The organism is Psychrobacter nivimaris (assembly GCF_009812035.1).
In the GTDB taxonomy this organism is placed as follows: Bacteria; Pseudomonadota; Gammaproteobacteria; order Pseudomonadales; family Moraxellaceae; genus Psychrobacter; species Psychrobacter nivimaris.
Genome location: NZ_VZIZ01000019.1, coordinates 81,779 through 107,140 on the forward strand (window position 1 = coordinate 81,779; position 25,362 = coordinate 107,140).

At 43.7% G+C, this 25,362-nt stretch carries 21 protein-coding genes; 4 read left to right on the forward strand and 17 right to left on the reverse strand.

The features are described from left to right. Window positions 1-42: 42 nt before the first annotated feature. The 11 genes from ftsZ to FQV37_RS08550 form a co-directional block, all read right to left on the reverse strand. A complete protein-coding gene (ftsZ, locus tag FQV37_RS08500; protein WP_057761433.1) occupies window positions 43-1,248 on the reverse strand; it encodes a cell division protein FtsZ in 1,206 nt (401 codons plus the stop codon). A gap of 265 nt (window positions 1,249-1,513) precedes the next feature. Further along, entirely contained in the window at window positions 1,514-2,806 is a 1,293-nt protein-coding gene (gene ftsA / locus FQV37_RS08505; protein WP_057761435.1) for a cell division protein FtsA, read from the reverse strand. Window positions 2,807-2,970: 164 nt separating this feature from the next. Beyond that, window positions 2,971-3,759 (reverse strand): cell division protein FtsQ/DivIB, encoded by a 789-nt coding sequence (locus FQV37_RS08510; RefSeq protein ID WP_160022331.1) that lies wholly within the window; start codon window positions 3,757-3,759, stop codon window positions 2,971-2,973. Between the two features lie 377 nt (window positions 3,760-4,136). Next, a complete protein-coding gene (locus FQV37_RS08515) occupies window positions 4,137-5,129 on the reverse strand; it encodes a D-alanine--D-alanine ligase (protein ID WP_240990988.1) in 993 nt (330 codons plus the stop codon). A gap of 23 nt (window positions 5,130-5,152) precedes the next feature. After that, window positions 5,153-6,592, reverse strand: a complete 1,440-nt coding sequence (gene murC / locus FQV37_RS08520; protein WP_160022333.1) for a UDP-N-acetylmuramate--L-alanine ligase — start codon at window positions 6,590-6,592, stop codon at window positions 5,153-5,155. 66 nt (window positions 6,593-6,658) lie between these two features. After that, window positions 6,659-7,744 carry an undecaprenyldiphospho-muramoylpentapeptide beta-N-acetylglucosaminyltransferase gene (gene murG, locus FQV37_RS08525; RefSeq protein WP_160022335.1) on the reverse strand — a complete coding sequence of 362 codons (1,086 nt, stop codon included), beginning with the start codon at window positions 7,742-7,744 and terminating at the stop codon, window positions 6,659-6,661. A gap of 296 nt (window positions 7,745-8,040) precedes the next feature. After that, window positions 8,041-9,012: a glutathione synthase gene (gene gshB / locus FQV37_RS08530; protein ID WP_160022337.1), complete on the reverse strand. Its 972-nt coding sequence runs from the start codon at window positions 9,010-9,012 to the stop codon at window positions 8,041-8,043. A 65-nt stretch (window positions 9,013-9,077) separates the two neighbouring features. Continuing rightward, window positions 9,078-9,791: an orotate phosphoribosyltransferase gene (pyrE, locus tag FQV37_RS08535; RefSeq protein WP_160022339.1), complete on the reverse strand. Its 714-nt coding sequence runs from the start codon at window positions 9,789-9,791 to the stop codon at window positions 9,078-9,080. A 62-nt stretch (window positions 9,792-9,853) separates the two neighbouring features. Then, on the reverse strand, window positions 9,854-10,888 hold the full coding sequence (locus tag FQV37_RS08540) for a hypothetical protein (protein ID WP_160022341.1): 1,035 nt from the start codon (window positions 10,886-10,888) through the stop codon (window positions 9,854-9,856). A gap of 87 nt (window positions 10,889-10,975) precedes the next feature. Beyond that, complete coding sequence (locus FQV37_RS08545) at window positions 10,976-11,815, reverse strand: SDR family oxidoreductase (RefSeq protein ID WP_160022343.1); 840 nt, start codon at window positions 11,813-11,815, stop codon at window positions 10,976-10,978. A gap of 125 nt (window positions 11,816-11,940) precedes the next feature. After that, the gene (locus FQV37_RS08550; protein WP_160022345.1) at window positions 11,941-14,088 is read right to left on the reverse strand and encodes an Lnb N-terminal periplasmic domain-containing protein; all 2,148 of its coding nucleotides are present in this window, start codon (window positions 14,086-14,088) and stop codon (window positions 11,941-11,943) included. Between the two features lie 151 nt (window positions 14,089-14,239). Between FQV37_RS08550 and ampD the strand changes: the two genes are divergently transcribed. After that, entirely contained in the window at window positions 14,240-14,851 is a 612-nt protein-coding gene (gene ampD, locus FQV37_RS08555; RefSeq protein WP_160022347.1) for a 1,6-anhydro-N-acetylmuramyl-L-alanine amidase AmpD, read from the forward strand. On the opposite strand, the gene FQV37_RS08560 is transcribed toward ampD, so the two are convergent. Further along, window positions 14,841-15,500 carry a hypothetical protein gene (locus FQV37_RS08560; protein ID WP_160022349.1) on the reverse strand — a complete coding sequence of 220 codons (660 nt, stop codon included), beginning with the start codon at window positions 15,498-15,500 and terminating at the stop codon, window positions 14,841-14,843. The genes ampD and FQV37_RS08560 overlap by 11 nt on opposite strands. A 202-nt stretch (window positions 15,501-15,702) precedes the next feature. Between FQV37_RS08560 and murJ the strand changes: the two genes are divergently transcribed. Both murJ and FQV37_RS08570 read left to right on the forward strand, forming a co-directional pair. Beyond that, entirely contained in the window at window positions 15,703-17,253 is a 1,551-nt protein-coding gene (gene murJ, locus FQV37_RS08565; protein ID WP_160022351.1) for a murein biosynthesis integral membrane protein MurJ, read from the forward strand. 129 nt (window positions 17,254-17,382) lie between these two features. After that, a complete protein-coding gene (locus tag FQV37_RS08570) occupies window positions 17,383-18,006 on the forward strand; it encodes a nuclear transport factor 2 family protein (RefSeq protein ID WP_160022353.1) in 624 nt (207 codons plus the stop codon). 11 nt (window positions 18,007-18,017) lie between these two features. Here FQV37_RS08570 and FQV37_RS08575 read toward each other — a convergent pair whose 3' ends face one another. Next, entirely contained in the window at window positions 18,018-18,638 is a 621-nt protein-coding gene (locus FQV37_RS08575) for a GNAT family N-acetyltransferase (RefSeq protein WP_160022355.1), read from the reverse strand. A gap of 241 nt (window positions 18,639-18,879) precedes the next feature. Between FQV37_RS08575 and ribF the strand changes: the two genes are divergently transcribed. After that, on the forward strand, window positions 18,880-19,962 hold the full coding sequence (gene ribF, locus FQV37_RS08580) for a riboflavin biosynthesis protein RibF (protein WP_160022357.1): 1,083 nt from the start codon (window positions 18,880-18,882) through the stop codon (window positions 19,960-19,962). Window positions 19,963-20,038: 76 nt separating this feature from the next. Here the strand turns inward: ribF and FQV37_RS08585 are convergent, their stop codons facing one another. The 4 genes from FQV37_RS08585 to FQV37_RS08600 form a co-directional block, all read right to left on the reverse strand. Further along, complete coding sequence (locus tag FQV37_RS08585) at window positions 20,039-20,278, reverse strand: DUF2789 domain-containing protein (protein WP_160022359.1); 240 nt, start codon at window positions 20,276-20,278, stop codon at window positions 20,039-20,041. A gap of 294 nt (window positions 20,279-20,572) precedes the next feature. Beyond that, window positions 20,573-21,562, reverse strand: coding sequence for a malate dehydrogenase (locus FQV37_RS08590; RefSeq protein ID WP_179797575.1), 990 nt, complete (start codon window positions 21,560-21,562; stop codon window positions 20,573-20,575). A 370-nt stretch (window positions 21,563-21,932) separates the two neighbouring features. Further along, complete coding sequence (locus tag FQV37_RS14400) at window positions 21,933-22,613, reverse strand: T2 family ribonuclease (RefSeq protein WP_240990989.1); 681 nt, start codon at window positions 22,611-22,613, stop codon at window positions 21,933-21,935. Window positions 22,614-23,101: 488 nt separating this feature from the next. Beyond that, a complete protein-coding gene (locus tag FQV37_RS08600) occupies window positions 23,102-25,234 on the reverse strand; it encodes a lytic transglycosylase domain-containing protein (protein WP_160022361.1) in 2,133 nt (710 codons plus the stop codon). Between the last annotated feature and the right edge of the window lie 128 nt (window positions 25,235-25,362).

Here is a 25,362-nt window from a genome sequence, read left to right on the forward strand (position 1 = left end):
TTAAAACGCTGGCTTTTTCTTACTCACAGTAAATTAGAATTACTATTTATTCTGTTGACGCTTTAAGTAGTCTTGGATACTGTTTGTTTTCGTCTTAGGCTGCTCTTGAGGTGCACTTGCGCTAGGACGTGCAACGCTATCTTGATACTGCTGAGCTTGTGACTGCTTCTGACTATTTAAAGCGCTAGTATGCACATTAGGATCGACAGGTTGCGTGCTATTAACAGAAGGGACTGGTTGCTCTACTACTTCTGGCTCTTGACCTGCGTTTTCGTCTAATGTTAAGCCAGTTGCGATGACAGTTACATGTAAGTCGTCACCCATTTTTTCATCAATCACAGAACCGTAGAAAATGTGAGCGTCGTCGATGTCAGTAATTTCTTCGACTATTGCACTGATTTTGCTCATCTCATCTAATGACAATGACTCTGAAGAAATAACGTTAACCAGTAGACCTTTTGCATTTTCTAAACGCAAATCATCAAGTAGTGGTGATCTGATGGCTTTTTCAGTCGCTTGACGCGCACGATCATCACCGCTAGCACGGCCAATACCCATCATCGCATGACCTTTAGCAGTCATCGCCGTACGGATATCGTTAAAGTCAATGTTGATCATACCTTCGCTAGCGATGGTTTCCGCAATACCTTGAACGGCATGCAGCAATACATCATCCGCTTTTTTGAAAGCATCTTGCATAGAGATGTTGCCGTATACACTCATTAATTTATCATTTGGAATCGTGATAATTGAGTCGACAAAGTTAGTCAGCTGCTCAATACCTGCTTTAGCAGCTTTGATACGCTTACCACCTTCGAATTTGAATGGCGTAGTCACAACAGCAACTGTTAATACTTCCATTTCTTTCGCAATACGAGCAACAACTGGCGCGGCGCCTGTACCAGTACCGCCGCCCATACCAGCAGTGATAAATACCATATCTGAGTGCTCAAGCAATGCGCGAATCGCTTCTTCTTCGCTCTCTGCTGCTTCACGACCGACTTCTGGATTTGCGCCTGCCCCTAGACCACGGTTCGTTTTTGCACCTAATTGCAGTTTGTGCGGTGCAGTAAGACGATCTAGCGCTTGTTTATCTGTATTGGCACAAACGAACGTTACACCTCTGATGCCTTGCTGTACCATATGTTCAACTGCATTACCGCCGCCGCCACCAACACCGAATACAGTGAAGCTTGCTTGGCCATTGTTTTGAAGCTGATTATCATCTGGCATGGTGTATTTTGACATAAAAAAGATTCTCCAGTTGCAGATAGCGTGTAAGTCGATACATAGTAACGCACTCATGTGGCGCGCTATCGACATACTATATATAAATGTATTTAAATAAAACAGGGTATGACTAAAATCGATCAGTATAGACAATAATATGTCATTATCACTTAATACTTTATTTTTAAAACGAATTTATTCGCAATGTTACTTTATTTTTTGCTTAACCAACTTAGAGACATTCCATAACGTATGGATGCTTTAGATATGAGGTTAAACAAGTCTATAATATTTTCTTCAAAACATTTGCAAACCGTTGACCCGCACTCCGAAACACGCCTGATACTCGATTGTTTTGAATCGCTTCAGGTTCGCTTTTTTCGCTACGGCGGAATTGCTCACTCTGACTATATAGCAATGTGCCAAAAGCGGTCTGATAAGCACGATCATTTACTTGACTATTTAATAGCTTAAATGACTCGTCATTATCGAAATGATTATAAGCACTGATAGCAGGATGAGTATTGGTCAATACAACAGGCATTTTTAGTAGCTTTTTGGCAAAGGGTATCATACCTTTAATCGTACTACCGCCGCCAGTCAACACAATCCCTTTATCGATATAGCCTATCAAACCTGCTTCGTGTAATTGACGCGCTACTTCAGTGAATATCTGAACGTAACGAGCCTCAATGATGCGTGCTAGGTTATAGATGCCAATATTGATTTCGTCGCCCGATCCTTGAGGCTTGAATAAAAAGAATGCGCTTGGATCGACACTATTAACATCTGCTGTACCATGAGACTTCTTCAGCTTTTCAGCTTCAATCATGGAAATACCAAAATCAGCTGAAATATCCATTGTCACTTCATGACTGCCTGTTGCTATACAATGTGTAAAAATCAGTTTATTCTCTTTATACACACAAATGCTGGTCGTACTAGCACCGATATCGACCAAGCATACCCCTTGCTGGCGTTCCTCAGTCATCAAACTATACTCAGCACTGGTCACTGCATCGAAAACAATATGATCAATGCCGACGTCACAACTTTGCAATAGCTTTTGGATATTCTGACGGCTGGCAACAGGCATCATCATCATGTGGTACATCACGGTGATATTGTGTGCCATCATTTCGATGACATCATCCACCATAAAGTCTTGCTCATCGACATAAATACCTTGCTGACAGCAATGCATCAAATAATAGTCAGATGATAAATCACGCGACTTTGCATTGGCCAATGCTTGTACCATGTCTTTGGCACGTACAACTTCATCTTCTACTTTGACCTCTCCAGCACTGTTTTTGCTAGATAGCTCAGGGGTCGCAAGCGTTAACCAAACACTATGCACACGGCAGTTAGCGGTGTCTTCTGCTTCTTGAATAGCTTGCTTAATAGCACCTTGCAGACGTTCACGATGCTTTATTTGACCTTGATAAAAATCGCTGTTTTTAACTTGTCCTACGCCCAAAATACGAATGTCTTTTGCAGAGACAACATTGCCTATGACGACATATACTGCCGTGGCACTTAGATGGACAACAACCAGATTTTCATTATTTTTCATGGTACCAGACAAATTATCGCTAAATAGAAGAGCAAGTGATGCTCTTCTATTAAATCATTAAAAAAAGCGTTACTAATACGCTATGATGTTGTATATATTTTCTTCAAACTAAATAAACCGTATTAGACCACATCGGTTATCTATAGATGTAGTGCTTACTTAGGCTATTCTGATTCAGCACTCTGTGTCACGTTCCAAGCGATGGTAAAGCCATTTTTATATCGTAAATCTACAGACTGTATTTCATTTCGACGCGTACTTAACTGATTGCCAAGCAGCTGGCTTAAATTCAGTAGTTTTTGCGCCGTATTTTCATTGTCTACAATCACACGTAATCCATTGTCAAAGCGGATTAGCCAAGTCATTCTCGGTGACAGAATGATATCTTCGACCTGCATACCAAGCGGTGCATACCAATCATTGACCTGCTGCATTTGTTGCATAATAACTGGCGCTTGAGACATCTCACCCTGTAAGGTCGCAAAACGTTCTTGTGTTAAATCTCTACTATCAGCAGGAACAAACACAGCGCCTTTTGCATCGACCAAACGTTCTGTACCAAAATTAGCAACTGCTTGCTTGGGTAATGCGTTGACGACGATGCCACGTTGCCAATCACGAGAGATACTCACTTGGTCTACCCAAGCTAAACCCATCGTAATGTCTCGCAATGCTTGCAAATCAGAAGTAAAAAAGCTACTTACTTGCTGTTGCTCCATCACGTCTTGTAATGAGCGATATTGAGCAGCAGACAAACCTTGATTACTGACATAAATATTTGCTGGCGGTGCATCACGCAGCGCTTTGCCGCCCATCATTAATATTAGCACTAGCAAACCTAAGACCAGTACCATAAATAGATACTTTACCGTTGCCGGTATTTGGATCTTAGATTTTGGGCGACCGGCTTTATCACTCATCAAGTCAGTTACCTCGTTGACAGTTTGAGCCATAACGACCTTTGTCCCTATATTTGCATAAAACTGATCATGCTATTTATTGATATAAATCTGCGTATTTTTGGCAGAAGCTTATTAAGTCGATATGTTATCAAATTTTATTAAAAATATAGCTTATATACAGCGATTACGTTGATTTAAACGTAACATTTTTCTTAAATTATGAATAAGTTATCAGCTGTATTCACAAAACAACATAAATATCGCCGAAATAGACCTATTCTTACAATATTAACGTATTTTATGGTTAAACAATAGCCAAACACCAACTAGCAGCAGCGAATTTACACAAGTTTACACGAAGCTGTGGTATAGCAGCTCTAGTGACACAAAGAGTCATCACTATCTGCTCAATTTAGTTGATTTGACAGTTATAGCGTTTGCGCCAAAATATGCCAGCATAGTGCATCAAAATCTAGTCCCCGAGCTTTGGCCGCCATCGGAACCAAACTGTGACTGGTCATACCTGGTACGGTATTGATTTCGAGCAACCAAAAGTTGCCTGCTTCGTCTTGCATGGCATCGATACGCCCCCAGCCTTTTGCATCTACTGCACGAAATGCTGCAAGGCTTAAGTCTTGCAAGTGCTTTTCATCAGCAGCGCTCAATCCACAGGGGATGTAGTAACTGGTATCGTTACGATTATATTTGGCTTCAAAATCATAGAAATTAGTGATATCAGCTGGTTCGAGACGAATAACTGGATAGGCTTCGTCATCGATAATTACAATCGTAAATTCACGACCTGTAATCCAGCGCTCAGCCATCACCGCATCACCACATTCCACTGCAGTTGCATAAGCAGCAGGCAGTTCGTCAAGGTGGTTGACCTTGGTCATGCCAATGCTTGAACCTTCATGAACTGGTTTAATGATAAGTGGCAAACCTAACATGTTAACCACTTGCTGCCAGTCAGTATCAGCCGTCAATAATGAAAATGGTGCAGTTGAGAGGCCGCAACCTTGCCACAGTTGCTTGGTACGTACTTTGTCCATACCTAGTGCAGACGCTAGAATCCCTGAACCAGTTTGCGGTATATCAAACCACTGTAATACGCCTTGCAACAAGCCATCTTCGCCGCCACGACCATGCAACACATTAAACACGCGGTCATATTTGCGTAGTTCAGTGATGTCTTGATGCTTTGGATCAAAGTGAGTGGCATCAACGCCTTGGTTTTGGAGCGCTTGTAATACTGCCGCACCACTGTCCAGAGACACGCTGCGCTCATTACTACTGCCACCATAAATAACGGCTACTTTGCCAAACTGACTGGCGTCTTTTGTATGAGTCGTCGTGTCCAAAGATGTATCATTGATAGCGGCATTTTGAGTGCTATTATTGTCTTTATTATCAGTTGTCATGAGGATCGTCCCTAAATTTTAGCTTACTTAATATAAAGGTTATTGGCAGCCAAATCGATAGCAATTTGCCCGACATTACCAGCGCCTTGGGTAATCAGCATATCGTTGGCTTTTAACAAACGTTGCATTACAGGGGCTAGATTGTCTTTATCAATAATAGTCGGTTCAACTTCACCGCGTAAACGGATACTGCGAGCTAGTGACTTGGTATCAGCGCCCGTAATCGGGTTCTCACCTGCTGAATAAACATCTAATAATAATAGCTCATCAACACTCGATAGCACTTCTACAAAATCGTCGTAGCAATCACGGGTACGGCTATAACGATGCGGCTGAAATAGCATCACTAAACGACGATCAGGGAAGCTTTGACGAGCGGCTTTAATGGTCGCATCAACTTCTTTTGGATGATGACCATAATCATCAATTAATAAGACATTGCCATCATCGATATCGACAGAGGCATGCTGCTCAAAACGACGACCCACGCCTTCAAATTTCTGCAGGGCGCGCTCAATCGCTGCATCATCGACGCCTTCGTCAGTCGCCATCGTGATGGCAGCAAGCGCGTTATAAACGTTATGTGTACCAGGAATGTTCAACGTCAGGCGTAATGGCTCACGGTCACGGCGCAATACGGTAAAGTGAGTTTTGGTTCCTTCTGTCACCAAGTCTACAGCTTGTACATCATTGAACGGCTCAAGACCAAAGGTCAATACTGGACGACCGATATCATCGATCATTGCATACAGTTCAGGGTCATCACCGCAAACCACTGCCAAACCGTAAAACGGCATATTTTGTAGAAACTGGATATAAGCGGCTTTTAATTTATCAAAGCTGTTTTCGTAGGTTTCCATATGGTCTTGGTCGATGTTGGTCACAATCGCGGCCATCGGATGCAATGACAAGAATGATGCATCAGACTCATCAGCTTCTGCTACTAAGAAACGGCTGCTACCCAATGCCGCGTTTTTGCCTGACGCATTTAACTTACCGCCGATAACATAAGTAGGATCTAGCTGTCCTTCTGCCATCATCGTGGTGAGCAAACTGGTTGTCGTCGTTTTGCCATGCGCGCCAGCAACTGCGATGCCATGACGATAGCGCATTAGCTCACCAAGCATATCGGCGCGGCGTACCACCGGCAGACGAGCTTCAAGCGCTGCTTTTACTTCAGGATTGCTACGATCAATCGCTGAAGAAACAACGATAACATCGGCATTGGCGATATTTTTGGAGTCATGGCCTATCGATATCTCGATGCCAATCTGCTGTAGACGCTTAGTCACCAAGCTTTCTGCGATGTCAGAACCACTGACCTGATAGCCTTGATTGTTCATTACCTCAGCGATACCGCACATGCCTGAGCCACCAATACCGATGAAATGCAAATGCTGGATACGGCGCATTTCTGGTATTTCAATCAAACGCTTAGGTAGAGCTTTCGCAGAGGTAGGCATAAGGATCTCTCTTTATTAAAGGTCAATAAAACTTAGTAAATTCGAATAAGGGGTATAGATGACAGACTATAGTGCTTGCCAAATGATATCAGCAACTTGCTTACTCGCACTACGGTTGGCTAAGGCATGGCCTTTTTTTGCCATGGCTAAGCATTTCTCTCGATTGAGTACGCCAAGCTCGTCACTTAGACTCTTGGCAGTTAGCTCTGACTGCGGTAATAGAATTGCCGCATCATGCGAGGTCAACGTGCGTGCATTAGCTGTTTGATGGTCATCCACTGCATGTGGCAATGGTACAAAAATAGCGGCAATTCCGACGTTTTGGATTTCGGTCACGGTCAACGCACCTGCGCGGCAAACAATGATGTCTGCCCAGTTATAAGCTGCAGCCATATCATTGATAAAGGGCTGTACAGTAAACTGATGGTTGTTTAGGTTTTGTGCGCTATAAGCTGCTTGCGTGGCTGCTTCATTGTTGCGTCCACACTGGTGTAGGACTTCAAATGGTTGATCTAGTAATGCTAACGCTTTTGGTACTGTATCATTTAATACCTGAGCGCCAAGTGAACCACCTACTACCAACAGCTTAAGCGGTGAACTGTCATTTACATCGTAGCGTACCGTTGGCTCTGCGACACCAGTAATGGCGTTACGCACAGGATTGCCCACTGTCTCAAGCTTGGCATCTTGCTGACTATTAGCAAAGGTATTCTCGAACGCTTGTAATGTTTTGGTCGACAGTTTAGATAGGTAGCGGTTGCTCATGCCAGCAATGGCATTTTGCTCATGGATAATCAATGGTGTGTTGGTCATGCGCGCAGCGATACCGCCAGGTGCAGTCACATAACCACCGAACCCAATGACCACGTCAATCTGATTACTACGAATCACTTTTACGGCTGCCATCGTCGCCGATAGCAGAGTCACAGGCAGCTTCAATAGGCGACCAACGCCTTTGCCACGAAGCCCTTGCATATTAATGGCATGAAAGGGATAACCTGCCGGCTCAACCAACCCATTTTCCATACCGTTTGGCGTTCCTAACCAATGAATCACCGCACCGCGCTGGGTCAGCTCGTCGCTCACTGCAAGCGCTGGAAAAACATGCCCGCCCGTACCAGCTGCCATCATCAATATGTGCGGTGTTTTCATGAACGCCTGCCTATCTTTACTTTATTTATATGAAGGGTTTATCTCACTGCGGCGGTAACAATTATGAAAAATAATGACCTAGCCAAAGCCCGCATAGTATAGAGGAAATCATTGTCTTATATACAGTACTTTATGCAGCAAAAATAACAAAACTCCAAGCCATGATTGGTCACAGCTTGGCGTCGTGTAATACTAATAAATGGTAAGAAAAATCAATGACTAACAATACCTCAAAATATGGGTTTTACGTAGTCAAAACATTCCTGAACTCAAAACGTTCCTGAACATAGCTAAAGCTACGCAGTAAATTTATTCTCAATCGCCATGATAAAGTCGGTTGCGATATCTGTACCGCACTGGTCATCAATCTCACGTACGCATGTTGGGCTAGTAACGTTAATCTCAGTGATACGCCCACCGATCAAGTCTAGACCAACGAACATTAGGCCTTTTTCTTTGACGATTGGTGCCACAACTTCTGCTACTTGGCGTTCGATATCAGTCAATGGCATGGCAACACCGCTACCACCAGCTGCTAGATTACCACGGGTCTCGCCTTTGGTTGGAATACGGGCCAAACTATAATCTACCACGACTCCATCGACGATTAATACGCGTTTGTCGCCTTCTTTGATTTCTGGCAAATAACGCTGCGCCATGATAGGCAAAGTCTCAAGCTCAGTCAGTACCTCTAACGTCACTCCGATGTTTGGGCTATCAGCAGTCAAACGGAAGATGCCAGTGCCGCCCATACCATCTAGTGGCTTGACGATGACGTCTTGTTGTTCAGCGATGAACTTACGAATGTGTGCTTGTTTGCTGGTCACAATCGTTGGGCTCATATAATCGCTAAACCACGTCGCAAATAGCTTCTCATTACAGTCGCGAATCGCTTGTGGGTCATTGACCACGAGCACGCCTGCTGCTTTGGCATGGTCAAGCATATAAGTGGCATAAATAAAGCGCATATCAAACGGCGGATCTTTGCGCATCAAAATCACGTCATAGTCGCCGACTGGCCCTGTGCTTTTATCACCCAATGTATAGAAATCTGCAGGATCACGCTTTACTGTCAGTGGCTGCGTATCGACCATCAACTGACCACGGTCCAACCACAGGTCATGAATCTGACAGTAACCGAGCTGATGGCCACGGTCTTGAGCGGCCCACATCATAGCGAGACTGGTGTCTTTTTTATAATTGACCCGCTCGATAGGATCCATAATAACGAGTATTTTTAGCGACTTTTCTTGTTTTCGTTGGCTCATGATAAGACTCACTTACGTTATATTATTAATATGAAACACACCTATTAAACAACATCAGTGCCCAACTATACGCCGTACTGCTCACGGTAGTGTTGCATTTTGGCTAACTGGGTCGCGTCTTTATGCTGGCCGTTTTGTGCACCATGGGCATCAGCCAAATAACTGATCAAATCATCGATATCGACCAATGCACGTACGGGCACTTCTAGTGTCGCGGCAAGCTCTTGAATAGCAGAGTGCTCTGCTTGACCTTTTTCTTTACGATCAAGTGCGACGAGAATACCAGCAACGCTTGCGCCTGCTTGCTCTAAAATCTCGACCACTTCGCGCATGGCTGTACCCGCTGTGATGACATCGTCGAGCACCCAAACGGCCTTGCCACTTACGTCAGCACCGACCAAATTGCCGCCTTCGCCGTGAGTTTTGGCTTCTTTACGGTTATAGCCCCACTTGGCGTTAATACCATGATGTAGCCATAACGCTTGCGCCGTCGCTGCGACAAAAGGAATACCTTTATAAGCCGCACCAAAGATGACCAGCTCTTGCTCATTATCGCCATTATTTGCACTTATTTGTTCAGCTAAGGCATCTGCATAACCACGTGCTAGTAACGACAACATCTCACCAGTCGCAAGCAAACCTGCATTAAAAAAGTATGGACTGATACGACCAGACTTTAGGACAAACTCACCAAACTTAAGCACTTGGTTGTCTAGAGCCAGTTGAATAAATTGATGAGATGAAAACGTAGGGTCTTGAGGGCGTGTTACATGAGACATTATGACATTCCTATCAGCAAAAAGAGGGGGCAAAAAATTTGCATTATTGTACGCATTATTGATCAGCTTGACCAACCATTGATCTCATAATCCTGCATATTGGCATAGCGAGTCAGCAAACCACTACGCGATGAGATATTAAAATAGCTTTGTCCATCTGCTCGGACTTGTATCTCCCAGCCCAAATGATAAGCGGCAACAATAATATGGCCAGCAAACAGTCGAATCTGACGATATGCATGGCGCTGTGACGGCTCACAAACGATCTGACTGAGCAAATAGCTACGCACATGCTGGCAGATTTCTGCGGCGCTATAACTATGATTGATACTCTTACGGGTACTACACTGCTTTAGCGCATGGACAGCCACGCTACATGCCATGATATCCGTGGCCAAACTGCCCTGGCCTGTTTCAAACTGCTGCGGTTGTAGTATCACTTGCCAATCGTCGGCATACAGACTGTTTAGTAGCTCATCCGGATTATAACGTTTGGTCAATGCGCGCATAGATAATACAAGCTTCTCAGCCTTTCTGTAATTATTTGAGTCATCATCTGAATCGTTGTTTGACTCAACTCCTGTAGCGCTATCAATAGGCAAAAACCCGTAACGGTTCAGTTTTGGATAAGCGCGAATCGCCTGTTGAATATCTGACATATCTAACAACGTCATATCCGATAATGTCGATATTAGTGGCTGCTCACTATGATTCTGATAAAAGCTATCCGGCAATTCGATAAGCTGGGCCGCATTCAGCAATGATAAATGCTCAGCCAGTGCTTCTGAAGCAATCAGCGACCACTTCGATAAGCTGTCTGCATTGGGCTGATAGAACCGCGTAGAGTTACCATAAAGCCTGCGCAGTTGACCATTTAGGCGACGAGCAGGCTCAGGTATATCACTTAATGGTCTGGCAGGATCAAGAGGAGACTGTTTGGGATCAAAGTTAGGATGTACGATCGCAGGCTGCTGTGAATCAGCTAATATAGACGATTGCTCAGCCTTTTTTTGGACGTGACCTTCTGCCAGCTGCCCGCCCTCTGTTGCCAGATTAGCATGAGACAAACGGTCATCAGAAGTAGAAGGCTGGGACATGAAATCTCCATAGACTGTAAAGTATGAAACAAATAAGAACGATTATACCAAGTGCTATTTTACTCTTTAGGGCTTAACTCTAAAGGCTTACTCTTGATGGTTTAAAATATCTCGGTAGCCTGTCTGCCAATCAGCATAATCAAGCCAAGCTAACGGAATGTTGCTGTGCAAGCGTTTTCCTGTCACTGAGGTTTTTGTATTATCAATAGTAGGAGGTGTCTCGCCAACCTGCTCACTAAGCCAAACCTCTAGCTCAAACGTAGTAACAGGTCGATAGTCCGTCGCTAAATAGACAGACTTTGGTGTCTCTATCGTCAACACTTTAGTGATGATATTGACCAAGTCGCGATCCATAATGCGATTGCTCCAATGCTCAGCTGGCACTGGATCTTTATTTGACTCACGAGCCTTACGTAGTCGCATTAAGCGCTCGCGACCGTAGATACCACTGGGGCGAATAATAATGGCTTTATCACCGAAGCCTTGTTGCAGCGCTTGTTCTGCTTGCAATATGACCTTTGACGCAGCGCGCGCTGGCGTAACAGGTGCAGTATGCTCATCAATCCACTCACCATCGTCTTGACCATAGACACCAGTAGAAGAAATGAATACCACACGCTCAAGTTTGGTAAGCTGTGGAGCAAGCGTTGCCAAATGCTGACTAATCGCTAGATAACTGTCGTGATAACCGCTGGTTGAATACTCGTCAGGGGTGACGATAATCGCAATATGAGTAAATGCTTGTAGCTGCTCAGCAGTCAAAGTCAACGCATTAGCCTGCAAAAAATCTGCACTATCTACCAAATCATAGTATTCACGCTCACTACGAGCCAGCCCAGTCACACAATAGCCATCTTGGGCGAGTTTATTGGTAACTGGCAGGCCGATATCACCTTGCCCGATAATTAGTAAATTTTGCGTACTCATAAAGCATATTTTCCTTTATACAACTTTCTTTATACAACCATTACAGCACTTAGAAGCCATTTTGTATAAATTAATGCCTAAATCAACGGCTAAATCAGTGTCTAAACCAATATCTAAATCAGTGACTAAAAGTATCGTCTGTACGATAGCTGGATATCATCATTGGCATCGATACGATCTTGCCATTCGTAATTTGCATTAATACGTAATGCTTGTTTTTTATCAATGTCGTATTGCAGCCCTAAGCTTGAGATTGGTTGCCAATAATGACCACGGACGTTGGTTTCATCGCTGTTGCCATGATACCAATATGGCAATTGCAATTCAGCTTGCGCGCGTAACTGATTGTTAATCTGATAGCGACAGCCAGCATTGATGCCTGCGCCTAGACGAAAGCCTTTATTGATACCGCGTCCTACTTGCCCTGTACCTGCCAAAAACGTATAGCACAGTTGCGGCGGCATCTCACCAGTATTTGAGGCTGGTGTACCAAATGCCCATGACCAGCCTTTCTCGTAACCCATGCTACCGACCAAATGATCCGTACCTGCCTCTTGCGATCCATCATTTACTCGCGTCGCCTCAATACTGGCACCCCAAGTATTGCCTTTTTTGGCTGCATTGACAGGGTTAAAAGAGCGGCCACGAATCAAAGTGACGTTTTGCAAGACCACATTGTCTGGCTGATTGGACTTATTATCATCTGTGTCATACAGTCGTAATGTCGCAGCTAGCCCTTCTAAGTTAAAAAATTGTGGATACCCTGAGGCGTAGTCAAGCGTATCATGAAACCCCGCTCGAAACCCAATATCCATATAGTCATCGTCACCACGCTGCCCTATACCTATGGTGCCCAATTGTAGCGGATGCCTGTCTATCGGATTATTATCCGATACGTCGATTTGACGCTTGAGTAGTGTTTGCCCATCAGCTGACATGCTAGATACAGGGTTGAGCTGCGCAGACTTGATCTCATTCACGGTTTGTTTGGCACTATTATGATAGCCCAACTGCGCGCGCTGTTGTTTTTTATCATTGAGCTGAGCTTGACGTAAGGTATTATCAGCGGGCGTATAAGTGGTATTTGCCAGCAACTGCTCATCATTTAATAGCTGAATCACATCAGAAGGCACGACTGCGTAAGACAATTGGCTCAGTAAGTTTTGCTGCGGACGGACCACATCAATAAGACGCAGAATCTCAGAAGCACAATTGTCCGTGGTGAAGTAATACGGCATCTTTAATGCTTTGGTTTCCCAAACGTGGTGCATAATCTGCTGCACTTCTGCGGGCGTCAGACTCAACTGATATGTCCACGTATCACGTTCATCATCTTGCAGATATTTCGCTAGCATCTCTGGATATGGGTCAATTTCGATAGCGCTGTTGTAGCTACCAATCATTGACTTGGTAGCATAGACTGGAAAACTGTCGTTTGGATCACCGTCTACCGTATAGTTCAGCCCATAAGCCTTATCAATTTGGTTTGGATCAGCGATGCTTGCTTTTGAGTCAATGCGTAACAGCGTATGAGCAAATGCAGAGAGCGGATTGTCCAAGTACTCCTGCGCAAACATGATAGATAGCTGCTCAGGCGCCAATGTCGACATCCATTCATCCAATTCTGGACAGTCAGCAGATAGACTTGTAGCATCGATCGCTAGCACCTCTGCTAGCCATGCCACTCGCGCTGGAAAACGACATAAGACAGAATTATTATTGGCATCAGTTTTGGCTTGGTCGTTATCAGTTGCTGATGATAACGCCAACTCTTGTGCAAGTGCAACGAGCATCGCATTTAACTCTGCACCTGAATCTCGTTGACCATTTTTACTTAGAAAAAAGCTCGGGTCGTCAACCAAACTTTCGGTTTTCTTTTTACCCAATACACTGTTTTTATCATCGTAAAAATACAACAAGCGTCGCCATGTTGTATGCTGTGCCAACTTGTCTGTTTTTACTTGCTGACGCCATGTCGATAGCAGCTGATCTGTCGCTACGCTTGATTCAGATAAAGTACTATTTTGAATATTAGGTTCAGCACTATTAATATTGTCCGACTCAGCTAATACATCTGAATTAGAATAAGTAGGTGCGGTGCTAGATGTGTCAGGTGACAATGTATCTAATTCAAGGACGGACAACGGCGTTGGTAGAAATGCCTGTGTTTGAGCCGAGAGCAGCAACCCTGCTATAGCTAATGGTAGACGTGCTCGCAGGCTAATAGTCATTAGCGTACAATCGATAGGTATGGACGTCAGTTTTATAGACATGAGGTAAAATCTCGCACGTTATTATTCATACGCTATCAGCGTTATTAAAGTTTCTATTCCAAAAAACCAAACATATAGCCCACTATCGTTTAGCTAATTAGATAGATTGTCTATCACACCATTATCAATACTAGTATAAAAAGAGAGCATTATGCCTGCATCATTGCCACACTTATCATCTGCGTCGCCAATGACCATCGAAGACGGTCTACTATCAACAGCTACTTGGCTAGCCTCACCCAATTACAATGTAAGGCCAAAAGGTTTGAGCATTGACGCAATCGTCGTACACAATATCAGCCTACCACCGAATGAATTTGGTGCCTGCGACGCTAATGGCAGACATTATGTGAAAGCATTATTTACCAATCAATTAGACTGGGATGCTCATCCTTATTTTCAAACAATTAAAGGCGCGGAAGTATCAGCGCACCTATTTATCGAACGTGATGGCGCTATCACTCAGTTTGTCAATTTCAACGAACGGGCGTGGCATGCTGGGCGGTCTAGCTACTTGGGTCGACCTGAATGTAATGATTATAGCATTGGCATCGAGCTTGAAGGGTCGGATTTTGTGTCCTTCACCTCTGCTCAATATGAGAAGCTAGCCGGCGTAATTGTCGCCATCTATAAGGCCTACCCCAAAACACGTCGCCACTTGACGGGCCATAGCGATATCGCGCCTGGGCGTAAGACTGACCCTGGTAATTTTTTTGAATGGGCAAGGTTGCGTGAAGGTATTTCAAAAATAACTATGATTTAGAGTCAATTAATAACGCTTGAGACTTTACAAGTAAATTCACTATTTTCTGTGTTCTAGTGCTAATACCGTAATGAATTGACCAAGAATTATCAGCCCCAGCATAGGATCCATGAGATGAAGGATCTGGCAATAGTAGCCTCATTTGTATTAGCTCATAAATATAAACTGCTATGGTCTCTTTATCCCAACCTCTACTAGTAAAATCCTCGCAATCTACATTTGAAACTGTACAACGTGAATAAGGAATATTGTCACGCTCAATTTTCTTTCTATTATGAGCTAACGTATAGAAATTAATTAGATCGTCATCAAGGTTTTTCGAAGCCTTAATAAAGCTTGACTTTTCTACGTCCGAAAAGTCTGCACCATTACAGAATAATAAAGCCATTGCCATCATTACTCTATCACTAGATACTTTTAATATTGAATCGGCATAGTCTGCGAGGAGACTTTCACCTGCTTCGCTTTCAATAAATTTATTTAGTTTTTGTTTATCTTCATAATTCATCACTTCATAACGAGTTTCGAAATATTGTACGAACTCTCCTAAACGCTTTTTTTGTCTGTTCATATGTGCAGTGTGCAGATGATCGAAAGTTTTTAAAGCAACTTTAGACATTGAGTGTACTGCTTGAATAGATGATTCCATCAAATTAACCTTAGAATAATATGTCGGAAAATAACTAGTAGTAATTAATATTTGTACAGTAGTGACTGTTCATAATAACAGAAGGACTTATTTCCACACTCAATCCATTTATCTCAATGGTGAAAGTGATATAATTCGTCAGTTTTTCATCCATATCACATCGGCACATAACTCAATATACAACTTAGCAAGATAGGTTCTCATGGCAAAAAGTCGGTTATTTCGTTCAACCATGGTGGTCAGCAGTATGACCATGTTATCGCGTATTTTAGGTTTGGTACGTGATGTTGTATTGCTAGGGGTTTTTGGTGCAGGTGGTTTGATGGATGCCTTTTTGGTCGCCTTCAAAATCCCAAACTTCTTACGACGATTGTTTGCAGAAGGCGCGTTTAGCCAAGCTTTCGTGCCGGTACTCTCCGAATACAAAGAAAAGTACAGCTTGCAACAAGTACAGATTTTAGTCAGTCGAACCTCGGGTGCATTATTGCTAGTATTATCGATGCTGACAGTGGTGGTTATCTTAATCGCACCCTGGGTGGTAACGTTGTTTGCCCCTGGGTTTGCCGATCAGCCTGATAAGTTTGCCATCACTGCTGAATTATTGCGTCTTACCTTTCCGTATTTGCTATTTATCTCTATGACAGCTTTTGCGAGTGGCATTTTGCAAAGCTACGGTCGTTTTGCCGCACCCGCTTTTGCACCTGTACTGTTGAACCTGTGTATGATTGGTGGCGCACTGATTTTTGCGCCGATGTTTGATACGCCTATTATGGCCCTTGGCTATGCCGTTGCTATCGCAGGTTTGCTACAGTTTTTGATTCAACTGCCGCAGCTCTGGCAACAAAAGCTGCTTGTCGCACCAAAGATTGATTTTCAGCACGAAGGCGTTCGTCGAATTTTGAAACTGATGTTACCTGCTATCTTTGGTGTTTCTGTTACTCAGATTAATTTACTGTTGAACACCATTTTTGCCTCATTGATGATTGGCGGTTCCGTCTCTTGGCTCTATGCAGCTGAACGTATGAGCGAGCTGCCGTTGGGTCTGATTGGTGTGGCGATTGGTACCGTCATATTACCAAGCCTATCAAAAAGCGAAGCTCAAAAGGACGATGTCAGTTTCAAAAAGACCATCGACTGGGCAGCACGTCTTATCATCTTGGTCGGGGTCCCCGCCTCAGCTGCCCTATTTGTACTGGCAGATGTATTGATGCAAGCGCTGTTCTTACGCGGTGAGTTTACCTTACGTGACGCCCAGATGAGCTCACTGGCCCTACGTAGTATGGCGGGTGGTATCTTAGGGTTTATGCTTATTAAGATTTTTGCCCCTGCATTTTTTGCGCGTCAAGACACCAGAACCCCTGTAAAAATCGGTATCATTTCTGTCATCGCCAATATGATCTTTAGTGTTATTTTTATCGGGATATTTTACTTCTTAGAGATACCGCTACATGGTGGTCTGGCATTGGCTACGACTGGCGCGGCTTTTGTAAACGCAGGCTTGCTATATTACTTCTTACATAAGCGTGATATTTTCCGTTTCGGTCCGCATTGGAAAAAATTATTTACGCAGTTTGTTATCTCGACTGGCTCTATGATTGGCGTGCTTTATTTTATGCTACCTTATTTTCCTACCGATGAGGCTCAGTGGCAACGTATCGTCGCGCTGATTATTATGTGTGCCGTCGGAGCGCTGGTTTACGGTGTGGTATTGCTAGCGACTGGTTTCCGTCCGCGTCAGCTAAAGCACGGTTAGGATAAAGTATAAGCAAACTCATGACGGGCTTACGAAACCAAAACAAGCCTGTTATGAGAAATGACAATGCGTGCTGCTAATAATTGTCATAATAGATCATTAATGAATAAATGACATTTGAGGTTTGATATGACAACGAAACAGCCAATCTTTCAGCGCTTACCAATTCTGCTAGCAACTGGTGTACTAAGCACTGGACTCCTTATTAGCGGTTGTAGCAATAATGAGTCGGCTGAAACTGCTACCGATAATGAAGATGTGGCAGCGACTGTTGATACCTCAGAAGACCTCACATTAGACAATGATACAACTGACCAAGCAATGACCGATGACAGTGCTAGCGAAACAGGCGAAATGACAGATAGCGATGAAGATAAGACAGCGATTGAGAGTGACAATATTAATCCAGTCACCGATGCGACCAAACAGAAAAGCCTAGTGACCAATCCAACTCAAGCCGGTACGCCAGAGGATACTGTCAAGCAAGCACTAAACAGCTTATATTATGGTGACGTGAAGGATGCGGCGTCATATTACCAAGTTGATATGGCAAACTTCGAAGAAGAGCTTGCCAATACCCAGTCTGCGTTTCAGCAAACGGTAGATGGCGTTACGATTACTGATACCAAATACAATAATGACAAAACTCGTGCCACCATCACTGGCGAGCTGATGCTAAAAGGACAGAGCGAACCTGCACCACTGACCTACCAGCTACAAAAGATAGAAGGTCAATGGAAGATTTTGGGTTAGAGCGTTTTAAGTTAAATTGTTTCAGACGCTTTATCTAAAATATCGTCTGATGTCACTGATTTACCAAGCATCACAACATCAGCGATAAACCCTTCCATATCGCAAACTTCGGGCATATAACCCCATTGTTCAAAGCCAAGCTTACGGAATAGCCCCAAGCTTGGATGGTTATGAGCAAAGACAAGGGCGATAATATTTCGAATACCTAGGCTTGGTGCTTGCGTCAACATCCAACGGGTCAGCAAACTGCCTAATCCTTTACCCTGATAATCTTGATGTAGATAGATGCTAATCTCGGTACTGATATTATAGGCCGTACGTGCGTACAAATCACTAAAACTACCCCATGCGACTATCGGTGCCTTGTTTTGATCTACATCATCTGATGGTAGTGCTTTAACCACATATATCGGTCTGGTTGCGCTATCCAAATGCTCCTCAAACCAAGCGGCACGCTCCTCTAGCGTAACCAATGCAAGATTGGCTGTTGCTTGTTTGCCCGGTATGCTTTGATTATAAATGGCTAAAACTTCTGCTAAATCTTCTTTATTTGCACGCTGCACAACGAACTGATCGGTAAGCTGATATGTCGATAGGTCAGTTGGTATAGTATTTAAGGCAGCAGCAGACATAAGATCTCCATCGTTGTCGGGATTGTTGTTAGGATTGGTATTAGCATCATTGGCAATAAAGAATAGCTACCCTACGTGCCATACTTGCATTACTTGCATTACTTGCATTACTTGCATTACAGGTAGACTTAGGATGTTAGTGTGGCTATTTTACTTTATAATGGCTGGTTTTAGACACATCAATTTTAAGCATAGATGTGTTTTTTCGTTTTTTATTTGGTCTCATCATAGCTGAAAACTTATGAAAACCTATTTTCTTGAGCAACTGATTTCGTCGCCACACGCTTCATCTACGGACACTGTCCCAGTAGAGTTGGCATCTTGCGTGCTCACTATTGGTAATTTCGACGGTGTGCACCTTGGTCACCAAGCCATGTTAGCCCAGGTTCGTGAAATTGCGCATACCCAAAACTTGGGTGCGGCGGTCATGATATTTGAGCCGCAGCCACGCGAGTTTTTTGCACCTGCTAAAGCGCCTGCACGTTTGACCAATCTGGCAGAAAAACAAGCACTGCTGGCAGAATATGGCGTTGAAACATTGATCGTAGCAGGTTTTGATACAGAGTTTCGCTCGCTATCAGCACAAGCATTTGCCGATATATTAGCCAAGCGTTTGAACGTCAAAGCATTGGTGCTGGGCGATGACTTTCGCTTTGGCCATGATCGTACTGGCGACAGTCAGTTTTTGCGTGGTTATGGTTTGGATGTGACCAACCTGCATACGGTCACTGATAGCAATACTAATAACGATAATACTGATAGCGACAATGTTGATACGACCGATAACGACGCTGCCCGTATCAGCTCTACTCGTGTTCGTGATTTACTATTAGCAGGTGATCTTCAAGCAGCCAACAGGTTACTTGGTCGTGACTATGCAATCACTGGAGTGGTTGTGCGCGGCGATCAGATAGGTCGTACGATAGACTTCCCTACCGCAAATATCGATTTGCAACGTATAAAGCCTGCCCTGTATGGTATTTTTGCAGTCGATGTGGTGAGCTTAGATGACAATGGTAATGTGATCGCTGATGGTTTGACTGCGCTTGCCACCGACGGTCATACAGGTGTTGCCGGCTTGCGTCCACATAGTGTGTTCGGCACGGCTAATATTGGCAAAAGACCTTCTGTTGATAAAGGTGATGACTGGCGACTAGAAGTCCACTTTCCACAGTTGCAAGCTGATTTATACGGACTGAACTTACACGTACGTTTCCTACACTTCTTGCATGGTGAGCGTCGCTATGATGGATTAGAAGCATTAAAAGCCGGTATTCATCAAGACGTCGCAGACTTACTTGAGTGGCGCGACAAGCAAATTTAAAATTCAGTGTTACTCCAGACATAAAAAAACCCCGCGTTATTAAGACTATCGCGGGGTTTTTTATGTCTATAAGTCTTTATGCGTCAGGATGCAAACGAACATTTAACTCATCAATGGTTTCTACCCATGCGGCATCTTTTTGCCATTCTTCTTGCAGGAACATACGCTGATTATCTGTCCAAATGCTAGCCTCTGTCAGTTTTTCTTCGCTAGCTAGTTGGTTTTCTGCGATAAAATTATCGATTGCTTCATCAGAGCTGTCTAGGCCTAACTGAGCAAATAATTCATTCATACTGTATTCTGGTTCACCCAACATAACTTTCTCCTTAAATGATACGAATATGATCGTACTTATTGTTTAATGTGCTTGTTATTCAAATTGACATATTCATTGTAGCAAGCTTTATTTTAATAGCTGTTAATCAACGTTTATCTAACGTTATCAATTGTATTAACGGTAAACTGCTTTTATCCATTTAAGACAGTAAGCTAAATTGCTCTCATTTGCCTATTTCTTATAGACATAAAAAAAGCCCTCATATTTCAGAGGGCTTTTTTTACTACTTATCTTTACTACTTAAATCATAGCTTACTGGATAGCAGCTTAGATTTACGGTAGTAAATGTGCTACTGCATCACGCTCTTCACTAAGCTCTTGCTCAGTGGCAGCCATTTTCTCTTTCGAGAAATCTGATGATACATCAACGCCGTCTACGATAGACCAGTCGCCGTTAGTGCATGTGCATGGGAATGAGTAGATCAAACCTTCAGCAATACCGTATTCGCCGTTTGAGTAAACGCCCATAGATACCCAATCGTTTTCATCAGTACCTAATGCCCACGTACGCATGTGTGCGATAGCAGCGTTGGCAGCAGAAGCCGCAGATGATGCACCGCGAGCTTTAATGATCGCAGCACCGCGCTGTTGTACTTCTGGGATATAAGTAGCTTCGTACCATTCGCGATCAACTAAATCTAGCGCAGGCTTGCCGTTTACTGTACAAGCGGTTAGATCTGGATACTGAGTTGACGAATGGTTGCCCCAGATGATCATTTTTTTCACGTCATTTACAGTGCTGTCAGTCTTACCAGCCAACTGTGCCATAGCACGGTTGTGGTCTAGACGAGTCATTGCAGTGAAGTTGCGTGGATCAAGATCTGGTGCGTTACGTTGAGCGATAAGTGCATTGGTGTTGGCAGGGTTACCGACTACCAATACTTTTACATCACGGCTAGCGACTTCGTTCAATGCTTTACCTTGTGCTGAGAAAATCGCAGCGTTGGCTTCTAGCAAATCTTTACGCTCCATACCTGGGCCACGAGGACGTGCACCAACCAGTAAAGCATAATCGATATCTTTGAATGCGACATTAGCATCGTCAGTTTGGACAATACCAGCCAACAATGGGAATGCACAGTCTTCTAGTTCCATGACCACACCCTTTAGGGCGTCAAGAGCTGGCGTAATTTCAAGTAATTGCAAAATAACTGGCTGATCTTTACCTAGCATCTCGCCAGATGCAATACGAAATAGCATCGCGTAGCTGATATTACCAGCGGCACCAGTGACGGCAACACGTAAAGGCTGTTTCATTGACATTGAATACTCCCTAATTAATTATTAGATAATTCTAATGAACGATTATCATTTTAGATATCGACTTGTTTGCCGCATAGCAGCATGTATAAACCGAGAGCTAGTGTAGCATTTCATCGCAGTGACCGTCTAGATACAGTCATAGACCCGTCAGGGATTATATTGTTACATTTTATACGAGAGGAGTTCTATAGAGGCTAAGCGCTTATAGATAAAGCGCTAGATGGCTTTAGCACATGATAACTAAAGCATATTTTCACTGTGTTATACGTAGATATAATGGTCAAAATAGGCAATGTGCACCATCAAATTCGATTAAGTGAAATGAAAAACGGTATCGAAAAGGAAGTTTAAGCAGGTAACTAAGTAAAGACTATCGTCCACCTGAAATGATAAATTTACTGCCACAGCTGTCTACAACGTCATGACAAGTACCAAAGTCACTACCTTCATAACACACATGTATATCAGTAAGTATCGATTGGCGACGGCTACCTTCTTGACAGATGAGGTCCACGCTATTGGAAGACATACCACTATTGAGACGGGTCATTTGACTGATAAAACGTGATTTGGAAACGGTATAACTATTACCCGTATTTAACTCGTTCGGTAGTTTTAATCCACCTGCATAGTTAGTAATCTGTCGAAAGTAACTGCTGGCGCTAAGCGGACTACAAGCTCCATAACGTTGCCACGTTTGGCTACGTACCGTTGTGTCAGGCATGATGCGGTTGACGACTTTTAGTTGTAGCGGGGTAAGGCGTGGCTCACTACCACGACCGCAGCGTTCGCCATATCCCATATCTAGACCAGATACGGTTAACGAGTATCCTTCTAAACACTGACGCATACGTGCCCGCGTTGGCTGCATATTACATAATGCTGGGGTCATCTCAATCATCAATACGCGCTGACCAGTCTTAACCGTGTTAGCCGCCTGTGCTGGTAGCAGTACAACACCTTGTATAAGCAGTAAAGCGCCGAAGCTCATCGTTGCTTTAATACTACCTACACGGTGTTTGCTAGCCAACTCTGCACGCAATCGCATCATAGAGTTAGCAGCCTTGTTGCTCAGGTTTGTATCTGTCTTTGTATTTGCCTTCGATAAAAAGCATATCCGATTAGATAACGAATATTTGGTTTTTGGCGACGTAGACAGACTAAAATATTTTTTGATCATAGGACTGAAGGCAGTTAGTTAGCAATGATAAGACATAGGCTATAACTTAAATCATTAGACGCGATACATAAAACACGCATTGACCTAAGAACAAGACTGAAAAATAGGGTTTCCCATTAAGGCAATGGTAACAAAACGTTTTTTTTAATCTATAGCAAAAACGTAAACGTTGACGACATCGTCAGGAATCTCGATAAATGTTGATAAAGCACTGAAAGATAAAGACTGTAAAATTTGTCTTAGCTAGATGAGTGCTGCCTGAGCAAATCAGAGTTGATCAATTGACAAAGCAAATTAGCAGATAAAAATAAACCACTAACAATAAATCATTAGTGGTTTATCAAATGCAAGTTCAGTGATTAAAATCCAGCTGGCACCGTACCCATACGCTGAGTAATCGGCTGACCACGACCCAACAGACTGCTATAGATAGTGGCGTTTTCCATTACGTGTTTGACATAGTTACGTGTCTCAGGAAATGCAATCGACTCTACATATTGATCTGCGGCCAGTGAGCCATAAACTGGCTGCCAGCGTTTGGCGTTATTAGGACCAGCGTTATAGCCTGCGGTTGCCAATACTGGCTGATAATTGAGTTTGCCCAAGATATCACCCATATACCACGTACCATAGCGGATATTGGTATCACCGCTGTTAGCACGGCTCGCACTATAAGTCTCGCCTAGGTTACGAGCGATATATTTTGCGGTATCAGGCATGACTTGCATCAGTCCACTCGCGCCTACGTTTGAGCGCGCAGAAGATACGAAACGACTTTCTTGACGCATAATACCGTACGCCCATGCTGGATCAATACCTGCTGATTCACTATAACGTACGACTGCGCTTTGATGCGGCATCGGATGCGAAAGTGCTAAGCTATCCACTCTATCAGTATTATCAACCGCATAAATCGCTCGATCGAGCCAGCCCATATCATAGGCTTGACGAGCAGCGGCAATAATTAAATTGTCATCACGATTATCACGAGCTTGCTTCACCGCCCAGTTCCACTCGCGATTGGCATAAGCACGACTAGCTTCAGAGTTGTATAACGCAAACGCACGGGCAAAGTTGGCATCTTGCATGACGCGCGCGCGATCAGCGGTACTGACATTAGGCAAATTACTACCGCCTAAACGGCTAGCATCGAAACGCTGCCCTATTTTGTCTTTTGCCATCAGGCCATAGTAGTCATTACTTTTTGCTAAGTTCTGATACATTTTTTTAGACGTATTGCGCTTGCTACTATCGCTTGACTGCTCATACGCACGAGCTAGCCAATACTGCCACTGGGCTTCTTTTTGCGTTTCGCCATCCATTTTTGAGATAGCTTCTACCACATCATCCCAACGACCGAAGCGAATCGCTGCCATAGCATAATCTTCAGCTTCTTCAAAATTAAAGTCATTGTCCAAACTGTTGCGGAACCAATCGACTGCTTCAGCGTTAAAGCCGTCGTCAGTGTTGTGATTCATACGCTGTACGCCAAGCGTACGATAAGCATAGCGTCGTGTTTCGTCATTTAATAATCTAACGGAGCGCTGATTGTCCTGCTTGATATCAAAGTCTAACTGTAGCGCCGCCTCACGATAAGACTTGTCAGCCATACGGCCGATTGCATACATATATAGGTATTGATTGGTTTGGCTAGCAGGCTCACGACCAAAACGGCTAAAGAAAGAAGACGGATTTAGCTGAATTTCACTGAGCGCCGAATAAGCAATTGGCGTACCAAGGCGTGAGGACAATGCCATAATATCGCCTGTCTTGCCTTTACGTAGCATACGCTTGAGACGAGCCGCACGATCTTGATTACTAATCAGCGCGTTGTTGTTCATCTCCATCGCTAGCTGATCGCACAATGCTGGTTGCTTTTTAGTGGTTAGCCAAACATCAGATTTGGCTGCCATGGCACGCATAGTATCACCGCCATTATTAAACCCAAGCGCAACGGCACAGCGCTCACTGGCATCCGCATTGGTAATCAAATTGGCTACCTGTCTAACCGAGGCATAATCATTCGACCCTGCTTTGGTCTCTGCAAAATCAGCCACTAATTTCTCAGCCATAACCGTGTCTGGATACTGACGCACAAACTGCGAGACGGCCGCTGAACTCTGTGAATTGAGATCTAGATTCATACGCCAATAGGTCGGATACATCGCAAACAAGCCGCCACTCATGACTTGCTCATAGTTATAGAGCGCACTTACATCACCGCGATCTGCGGCGATAGCGGCTGCCATAAATGAGTCAATACTACTGTCTTGCTGATAATCTTGTTGATAGTTACTTTCTTGTTGGTAGCTTTCCTCATCGCCCCACGTCAACTCGGCACAAGCGACTTGTGACACGCCAAGGGCACTTACCGCTGTTGCCACGCTCAACGCGCTCAGCCGCAGCGTACCTACTGTGATTCGCTTTGACGCGTGTTTTTGACTGATAGACTCTTCATCCTTGATGCTATGCGCAACACGCAACTTTGTCATACTGACTCTCTTTATGATATCTCTACAAATATGTGAATAACGGTTCGCTAAGTACCGCCAAGGGTATAGCAATCATCATACTATACTCATTGTACTTTCAACTATCTCCTTTACCTTTTGTTAATAAA